Origin of the sequence: Pseudonocardia sp., assembly GCF_035305885.1 — a bacterium.
Classification (GTDB): Bacteria; Actinomycetota; Actinomycetes; order Mycobacteriales; family Pseudonocardiaceae; genus Pseudonocardia.
Map to the genome: position 1 here is coordinate 44,156 of NZ_DATGOP010000086.1, position 7,664 is coordinate 51,819.

8 protein-coding genes are annotated in these 7,664 nt (G+C 79.3%); 2 read left to right on the plus strand and 6 right to left on the minus strand.

Translation table 11 applies throughout. The features are described 5' to 3' along the window. Positions 1 to 98 precede the first annotated feature (98 nt). A complete protein-coding gene (locus VKZ81_RS18290) occupies positions 99 to 1,073 on the plus strand; it encodes a glycosyltransferase family 9 protein (protein ID WP_324242805.1) in 975 nt (324 codons plus the stop codon). Here VKZ81_RS18290 and VKZ81_RS18295 read toward each other — a convergent pair. The 6 genes from VKZ81_RS18295 to VKZ81_RS18320 all read right to left on the minus strand — a co-directional run bounded on the left by VKZ81_RS18295 (position 1,063) and on the right by VKZ81_RS18320 (position 7,167). After that, a complete protein-coding gene (locus VKZ81_RS18295) occupies positions 1,063 to 2,052 on the minus strand; it encodes a PfkB family carbohydrate kinase (RefSeq protein ID WP_324242806.1) in 990 nt (329 codons plus the stop codon). The two genes, VKZ81_RS18290 and VKZ81_RS18295, sit on opposite strands and share 11 nt — an antisense overlap. Positions 2,053 to 2,161: 109 nt before the next feature. Beyond that, entirely contained in the window at positions 2,162 to 3,679 is a 1,518-nt protein-coding gene (gene rfaE2, locus VKZ81_RS18300; protein ID WP_324242807.1) for a D-glycero-beta-D-manno-heptose 1-phosphate adenylyltransferase, read from the minus strand. After that, a complete protein-coding gene (locus tag VKZ81_RS18305) occupies positions 3,655 to 4,803 on the minus strand; it encodes a glycosyltransferase family 9 protein (protein WP_324242811.1) in 1,149 nt (382 codons plus the stop codon). The genes rfaE2 and VKZ81_RS18305 overlap by 25 nt, the downstream gene beginning before the upstream one ends. After that, on the minus strand, positions 4,803 to 5,546 hold the full coding sequence (locus VKZ81_RS18310) for an SDR family oxidoreductase (RefSeq protein ID WP_324242808.1): 744 nt from the start codon (positions 5,544 to 5,546) through the stop codon (positions 4,803 to 4,805). Before VKZ81_RS18310 ends, VKZ81_RS18305 begins: the two co-directional genes overlap by 1 nt. Beyond that, complete coding sequence (locus tag VKZ81_RS18315; RefSeq protein ID WP_324242809.1) at positions 5,543 to 6,610, minus strand: glycosyltransferase family 9 protein; 1,068 nt, start codon at positions 6,608 to 6,610, stop codon at positions 5,543 to 5,545. Before VKZ81_RS18315 ends, VKZ81_RS18310 begins: the two co-directional genes overlap by 4 nt. Then, positions 6,607 to 7,167 carry a D-glycero-alpha-D-manno-heptose-1,7-bisphosphate 7-phosphatase gene (locus VKZ81_RS18320; RefSeq protein ID WP_414709405.1) on the minus strand — a complete coding sequence of 187 codons (561 nt, stop codon included), beginning with the start codon at positions 7,165 to 7,167 and terminating at the stop codon, positions 6,607 to 6,609. Before VKZ81_RS18320 ends, VKZ81_RS18315 begins: the two co-directional genes overlap by 4 nt. Positions 7,168 to 7,385: 218 nt before the next feature. Here VKZ81_RS18320 and VKZ81_RS18325 point away from each other — a divergent pair. Then, positions 7,386 to 7,664, plus strand: a 279-nt coding sequence (locus VKZ81_RS18325) for a formate--tetrahydrofolate ligase (protein ID WP_324242810.1), incomplete at its 3' end; no start/stop codon positions are given.

Below are 7,664 nucleotides of genomic sequence, written 5' to 3' on the forward strand. Positions count from 1 at the left end.
GCAGGATCCCCCCTCACCTGCGGGGCCGGCCCTCGTCGGGCGCAGCCGGTTGGGGCCGAGGGCGCGTCACCCGCGGTCCCCCGGGGTACGCCCGCGGTGTGGAGCACCCGCGGCAACCGACGGCACTCGTGCTCCGCGCGCTGCACCTCGGCGACCTGCTCGTCGCGGTGCCTGCGTTGCGGGCGCTGCGCAGGGCCCTTCCCGAGCACCGGATCGTGCTGGCCACGCCCGGAGCACTCGCCCCGCTCGTCGGGCTCGTCGGCACCGTCGACGAGCTGCTGCCGACCGCGGCCCCCGAGGAGCTGACCTGGCCCGCAGCCCCCGACGTCGCGGTCAACCTGCACGGCACCGGCCCGCAGAGCCACCGCGCCCTGGACGCGACCCGCCCGGCGCGACGCATCGGCTACCGGGCGGAGGGCTGGCCGGGCCCGCCGCCCGACGAGATCGCCGCGAACCACACCCACGAGCGGGAGCGCTGGTGCGCCGTGCTCGCCGCGCACGGGATCCCCGCGGACCCGGCGGACCTGCGGTTGCCCCCTCCCCCCGGCTCGCGGCTCCGCCACGGCCACGCCCCCGTTCTCGTGCACGCGGGCGCGCGCTTCGGGGCGAAACGCTGGCCCGCCGCCCGCTTCGCCGAGGTCGCCGCGGCGCTGCACTGCGCCGTCAGCCCCGTGCTGCTCACCGGCACCGCCGACGAGCGGGATCTCGCGCTCGCCGTGGCCAGGCGGGCCGGGATCGCCGAGGCCCGCGTGCTCGCCGGGCGCACCGACCTGGCCGAGCTGTGCGGGCTCGTCGCGGGCAGCGCGCTCGTGGTGAGCGGCGACACGGGCATCGCCCACCTCGCCGCCGCCTTCGGCACGCCGTCGGTGACGCTGTACGGGCCGGTCGGGCCGCAGCGGTGGGGCCCGCCGGCGGACGGCCCGCACGCCGTGCTCGACGTGCCGGCGGCCCGCCGCGGCGACCCGTTCGGCGACGATCCGGACCCGGCGCTGCTCGCGATCGGCGTGGGCGACGTCCTGCGCGCGGCGGCCGCGCTGCGCGGACGCTACGTCCCCGGCCTGCTCACGACGTGACCGTCAGCCGCGCCCGCCTGCGCGCCGACCTCGTCTGCGCCTGCGACGGCTGCACCCACCGGTTCCCGGTGCGCCGTACCGTCGCCCCGCCCCCGCGGGCGACGAACCCGGCCGCGCCCAGCACGGCCTCGGCGACGGCCTCGTCCACCCCCGCACCGGCGGCGAGCGCCGCGGCGACCCCGCCGGCGAAGTGGTCCCCCGCCCCGCAGGGATCGGCCTCGGGCACCACGGGGGCGGCCGGTTCCGACGAGCCCCCGTCCCGGTGCCGCACGACGGCGCCGTCGCGTCCCAGCGTGACCGCCACGGCCCCGGCGCCCCAGCGCCCGACGAGCCGCCCCGCGAGCGCGAGGGCCTCGTCGTGGCCGCGCGGCGGGGCGCCACCGGCCGCGTCGCAAGCCTCACCGAGGTTCGGGGTGACGACGGTGACGCCGGGCACCGGCTCGGGGCCGCGGGGATGCGGGTCCCACACCACCGGTACGCCGCGGGCCGCGGCGCGCCGCAGCGCGGCGCGCACCCGCCGGTCGGCGGCGACGCCCCGACCGTAGTCCGAGACCAGCACCGCGCCCGCGGCGGCGCACACCCGCCCCAGGTCGAGCCCGTCGGCGAACCCGGCCACCGGCTCGCCGCGGCCGCGGTCGGTGCGCAGCAGCGTCCGCCCACCCGCGCGCATGCGGCACTTCACGAGGGTGCCCCCGTCCGCCGGGCCCACGAGCAGCTCGAGCGGGGCGTCGTCCAGGCCGTCGAGGAGCCCGGCGAGCCGCCTGCCCGGCTCGTCGGCGTCCAGCGCCGTGACCAGCCGCACCGGGGTGCCGCGCCCGGCGACGAGCGCGGCGGCGAGCGCCGCCCCACCCGGGCGGGCCGCCTCGTCGACCACGTCGAGCACCGGTGCGGGCGCGTCGGGGCAGAGCCGTTCCACCGTGCCGACGACGTCCACGTCGAGGATCGCGTCGCCGACGACCACGATCGGCCGGGCGCTCACGGCGCACCCCCGGCCGCCTGCACGCCGCCGCTGCGTTCGCGCACCGCCCGGTCCGCGCGCTCCACCGGCCGGTCGCAGGTGGGCCCGAGGACGTCCCGCCCCGGCGTGGTCACGGCCTGCCCGCCTTGATCCTGCCCACGATCGCGGTGGTGGAGTGGTCGGACAGGTAGTCGAGCACCCGGACCTCGCCACCGAGCCGCTCGACGATCGGCGTCTCGGGCAGCATCTGCGGCGTGTAGTCGCCGCCCTTGGTGTAGACGTCGGGGCGCACGGCCTCGATCAGCTCGGCCGGGGTGTCGTGGGCGAACGAGGTCACCAGGTCGACGCACTCGATGGCGCCGACGACGCCGGCGCGGTCCTCGAGCGGGTTCACCGGCCGTTCGGGGCCCTTGAGCCGGGCCACGCTGCCGTCGTCGTTGAGCGCGACGACGAGCAGGTCCCCGAGCGCACGGGCCTGCCGCAGGTACGCGACGTGGCCGCGGTGCAGCACGTCGAAGCAGCCGTTGGTGAACACGATCCGGCTGCCGCGGCGGCGGTGCTCGGCGACGATCGCCAGCAGGTCGCGGTGGCTCACCAGGCCACCGCGGTCGCGTTCGGCCAGCCGGGCGGTGAGGGCGCCCGTGGTGCACACGGCGGTGCCCGCCTCCCCCACGACGACGTCCGCGGCGCACTGCGCCAGCCCGAGCGCCCGCTGCGGGTCGATGCCGGTGGCCCGGGCCGCGGCGACGGCGGCGCTGAACGTGTCCCCCGCCCCGCACGCGCGCGCCTGCGGGCCGGGGCGGGCGCTCGCCCACTGCGCCGGCTCGGCCGGGTCGGCGGGCAGCCGCACCGCGCCGTCCTCGTCGAGGGTCACGATCACCTCGGTGCGGACCTCCCCACCGCCCGCGGCCCGGGTGAGCGCGTGCCGGCGCGCGAGCACCCACTCGGCGCGGCCGGAGCCCACCGGTTCGGGCTCGGCGATCAGCGCCGCGGCCTCGTCGATGCTCGGCGTGAGCAGGTCGGGGCGCAGCACCGCCCACGCCCCGGGCCGGTGGGCGTCCACGACCAGGAGCGGGATCCGCGCCCGCAGCCGCGACAGCGCCGCCCGCACCCGCCGGTCGCCGGTGCCGAGGCCGTAGTCGGCGACGACCACCGCGTCGGCGGGCTCGGCGAGCACCACCTCGAGCGCGCCCACCAGCGCGGCCGTGGTCGACGGCCGCGGCGCGCCGTCGGGGGCCGCGTCGTAGCGGGCGAGCGTCTGGCCCCCGCTGGTGATCCTGCGCTTGACCGCCGTGGCCCGGCCCGGTGCGGTGACGCAGTGCGCCGTGCCGACGCCGGCGGCGGTGAGCAACGCGGAGAGCTCGACCCCCGCCGGGTCGTCGCCGAGCACGGCCACCAGGTCGACCCGCGCCCCGAGCGCGGCGAGGTTGGCCGCGGTGTTGCCGGCCCCGCCGGGCTGCGTGCGGGACTCGCTCACCTCGACCACCGGCACCGGCCCGTCGCGGCCCAGGCGCCGCGCGGGCCCGGAGAGCCACCCGTCGAGCAGCGCGTCGCCCAGGACCACGACCCGGGGCGCCCGGTCGGCGATGCGGCCGGCGAGCGCGGCGGGTGCGGCCGGGGCGGTCAGGGCGTCGCGGGGACTGCGCATGGGTCCTCCTCGGGGAGGTCGTGGGTCGCGGTGGCGTGACGGGCGAGGTCGAGCGCGGCCGCGGCGACCGTGCCCGGCGGGACGTCGAGGCACTCGTGCCCGTACGGGCACCGCAGCTGCCGGCAGGGCGAGCACGGCACGGCGCGCCCGAGCAGCGCGGCCGCCGTGCTGCGGGGCCGCAGCTCGTCGGGCGTCTCGGTGCCGGCGTAGGCGACCGCGACGGGGGTGCGGACGGCGTCGGCGAGGTGCATGCCGCCGGAGTTGTTGGTCACGGCGACGGCCGCGCGATCGATCAGCGCCGTGCACACCGCGAGCGGCACCGGCGGCACCGGCCGGACGTCGGGGTGCGCCGCGGCCGCCACGACCCGCGCGACCAGCTCGGCCTCCTTCTCGGCGCCGGTGACGAGCACCGGCAGCCCGGCGCGGGCGAGCTGCGCGGCGGCCGCGCCGAACCGCTCCGCCGGGTAGCGGCGCGCGCTGCAGGACGCGCCGGGGGCGAGCAGCGCGAACGGACGATCGGCGAGGTCGGCGGCGAGGTCGGCGGCGCGGTGCCGCGCGTCCGCGGGCACCGTGAGCGCCGTCCAGCGGCCACGGTCGGGCACGCCGATCGCGGCGAGCAGGTGCAGCGCGCGGTCGACCTGGTGGGTGCCGTCCGGCGGCGGGGTCACCCAGTGGGTGGCGACCGCGCCCCCGAACTCGCGCGAGTGCACCACCCGGGTGCCGATCCCGGCGAGCAGCCCGAGGTGCGTCACCGGCCACGGCGACTGGGAGAACGAGGTGAGCACGAGCAGCACGTCGTAGCCGCCCGCGCCGATCCGCTCCAGCAGCGCGTGTTCGGCCCCGGCGTCCGCCCCGCCCGCGCCGGGCAGCTGCTGCCACGACGCGGAGGTCGCGAGCGTCCCGTCGAGCTCGGGGATCATCGGCGCGACCTGCGCGCCTGCGGGGGAGGCGAGCAGGTCGATCCCGGCGTGGGGGGCGGCCGCGCGCAGCGCCCGCAGGGCGGGCGTCGTCGTGACGACGTCGCCGATGTTGTCCGCGCGCACCACGAGGATGCGCCGGGCGCGGTCGAGGTCCACCGGCCCGCCGCGGTCGGCGCCGGGGTGTCGGCCGGGTCGGGCGGGCATCACGGCCACGACGGCTCCGTCGAGGCGCAGACGACCATCTCGCGCACCTCGCACCCGTCGGGCCGGGTGAGCGCGTAGAGCACGGCGTCGGCCACCTCGGCCGGGTCGCCCAGCTGGGCGTCCGGTCCCGGCCGGTACTGCTCGGGGCGGCCGTCGAAGAACGCGGTGGCCATGCCCCCGGGCACGAGCAGCGTCACCCCGACCGTGCCGGCGAGCTCGGCGGCGAGCGCGCGGGTCAGGCCCACGACCCCGAACTTCGAGGCGCAGTAGGCCGACGCGTCCGGCAGCGCACGCACCCCCAGCGTGGAGGCCACGGTCACGACGCGGCCGCGGGAGGCGGTCAGCGCGGGCAGCGCGGCCCGGATCACCGCGGCCGTGCCGAGCAGGTTGACCGCGACCACGCGTTCCCACTCGGCGGCGGGGACCTCGGCCAGGGGCCCGCAGCGGTCGGTGCCCGCCGAGGTGACCACGCCGTCGAGCCCGCCCGCGTCGGCGATCAGGCGGCCGATCGCGGCCTCGCCCGCCCGGCCGTCGGCCAGGTCGACGACGGCCGACGGCGCGTCCCCGAGCCGCGGGTCCGCCTCGACCGGCACGCGGTCGAGCAGCAGCGGGGTGCCGCCCGCGGACGCGACCGCCCGGGCCACGGCGCGGCCGAGGCCCGACGCGGCGCCGGTGACGAGGACGGTCCCGACGGGCCTGCGGGACCGGGCCCCGGTGGCCGGGGCGGGAAGCGTGGAGGTCATGCGGATCCTTCCTCGGCCCCGCCCGCCGACACCGGTGCCGACACCAGGTCGCGCACGGCGGACAGGGCCTCCTCGGGGGTGACTCCGGTCAGGCAGGGGTGGCCCGGCACCGGGCAGATGCGGGCCCGGGTGTCGCGGCACGGCGCGTCCTGGTCGCCGAGCAGCACGTGCGGCACCCGGTGCGGCCGCCACCGCACGGCGGGCACGACGGGCGCGAAGAGCGAGACGACCGGCGTGCCGACGGCGGCCGCGAGGTGCGCGGCCCCGGTGTTGCCGACGACGACCACCGCGGCGCCGGCGAGCACGCCGGCCAGCTGGGCGAGGTCGGTGCGCCCGCCCAGGTCGAGCGCGTCGGCGCCCGCGACGGCGGCGGTGAGCTCGCGCTCCCCCGCGCCGCCGGTCACGACCACGGGCAGGCCGTCGCGGGCGAGGAGCCGCGCGAGGCGCCGGTGGTGCTCGGCGGGCCAGCGCCGCGCGGGGACCGCCGCCCCGGGGTGCAGCACCGCGTACGGCCGCCCGGCGAGCGCCCCGAGCAGCGGCTCGACCGCGGGTCGGCGGTGGACGGCGAGCCGCCCGTCGTCGTCGGGGGGCGGGGCGAATCCCGCCGCCGCGGCGATGGCGAGGGCCCGCTGCGGCTCGGGGACGTCCTCGGGGAGGTCCTCGCCGGGCCGCAGCCGCACGTCGAGCAGCGAGCCGGGGTAGTCGACCGACGCGCCGGTGATCCGGCCGATCCCGGCCAGGCGCAGCAGCAACGCCGTCGGCAGCGGGGACTGGTGGAACGAGGTGAGCACGACGGCCTCGTCGAACGCGTGCGCGGCGAGCCGGGCGACGAGCTCGTCCACCTCGACGGCGCTCACCGGCGGCGCGGGCGCGAGGACCCACGGGCCCGCCCACGCGAGCACCCGCCGCACCCCGGGCAGCAGCCTGCCCGCCGCCGCGCCGTCCGGGCCGCAGAGCAGGGTCACCTCGGCGCCGGGGGCCGCGGCGACCGCCCGGACGGCCGGCCCGGCGAGCAGCACGTCGCCCGCGCCGTCGAGGCGCACGACGAGCACGCGGCGGCTCACCGCTCCCCCAGCAGGTGGCGCACCGCCGACACCAGGTCGGGGCGCACGGTGGGCGCCGCGGCGATCTCCTCGCGCCGGGTGACCGGCGTGGGCACCAGCACGGCGGTCGCGCCCGCGGCGGTGGCCGCCTCGACGTCGGCGCCGATGTCGCCGACGACGGCGATCCGGTCCGGGGCGAGGCCGAGCCGGCGCGCCGCGGCGAGCACCATGCCCGGCCGGGGCTTGCGGCAGGCGCAGCCGTCCGCCGGGCCGTGCGGGCAGACCTGCCACACCGCGAACGGGCCGAGCAGCTGCTCCACCCGCCGGTTGACCCGCCGGGCCTCGGCCGGCGTGAGCAGCCCGCGGGCGATGCCGGACTGGTTGGTGACGACGCCGACGCGGACCCGCGCCGCGCGCAGCAGGCGCAGCGCCTCGCGCGCGCCCGGCATCGGCCGCACCCGCGCGGGGTCGGCGTTGTAGGGCACGTCGACGACCAGCGTGCCGTCGCGGTCGAACAGGACCGCCTCCGGTGCGCGGGATCGCGCCCGGGCCCGTCCGCTCGTGGAGCCTGCGGTCACGCAGACAGGACTGTCCGCGCCCGGCGCGGGTAAACCGGCGCGGCCGGCCCTTCTACGGAGCGCAGCGACCACTGCTCGACTACTACTTTCGGTAGCTGGAAGGGGCCTGGACAGGCCGTCGCCCGTCGGCTCTCCTGTGGTCGAGGCCACCGCGGCAACTACGGTGACCGCAGGGGGAAGCGGCGGCTCCGGCGGAGCCACGAGCGGGAGGGGCGCACATGGGGACATTCCCGTCCGATCTGGCGATCGCGAAGGCGGCGACGCTGAAGCCGCTGGTCGACGTCGCGGCCGAGATGGGGATCGGGCCGCACCTGGTCACCCCGTACGGCCGGGAGGTCGCCAAGATCGAACTGGATGCGATCGACGAGCTGGCCGATCGTCCCCGCGCCAAGTACGTGGTGGTCTCGGCGATCACCCCGACTCCGCTGGGGGAGGGCAAGACGACCACGACGGTGGGGTTGGGTCAGGCGTTCCGCCACATCGGCAAGCGGGCGACG

Excerpts from the sequence above, each read along its gene's own strand:
- rfaE2 (WP_324242807.1), bottom strand. The coding sequence starts at position 3,679 with ATGCGCAGTCCCCGCGACGCCCTGACCGCCCCGGCCGCACCCGCCGCG.
- VKZ81_RS18305 (WP_324242811.1), bottom strand. The coding sequence starts at position 4,803 with ATGCCCGCCCGACCCGGCCGACACCCCGGCGCCGACCGCGGCGGGCCG.
- VKZ81_RS18310 (WP_324242808.1), bottom strand. The coding sequence starts at position 5,546 with ATGACCTCCACGCTTCCCGCCCCGGCCACCGGGGCCCGGTCCCGCAGG.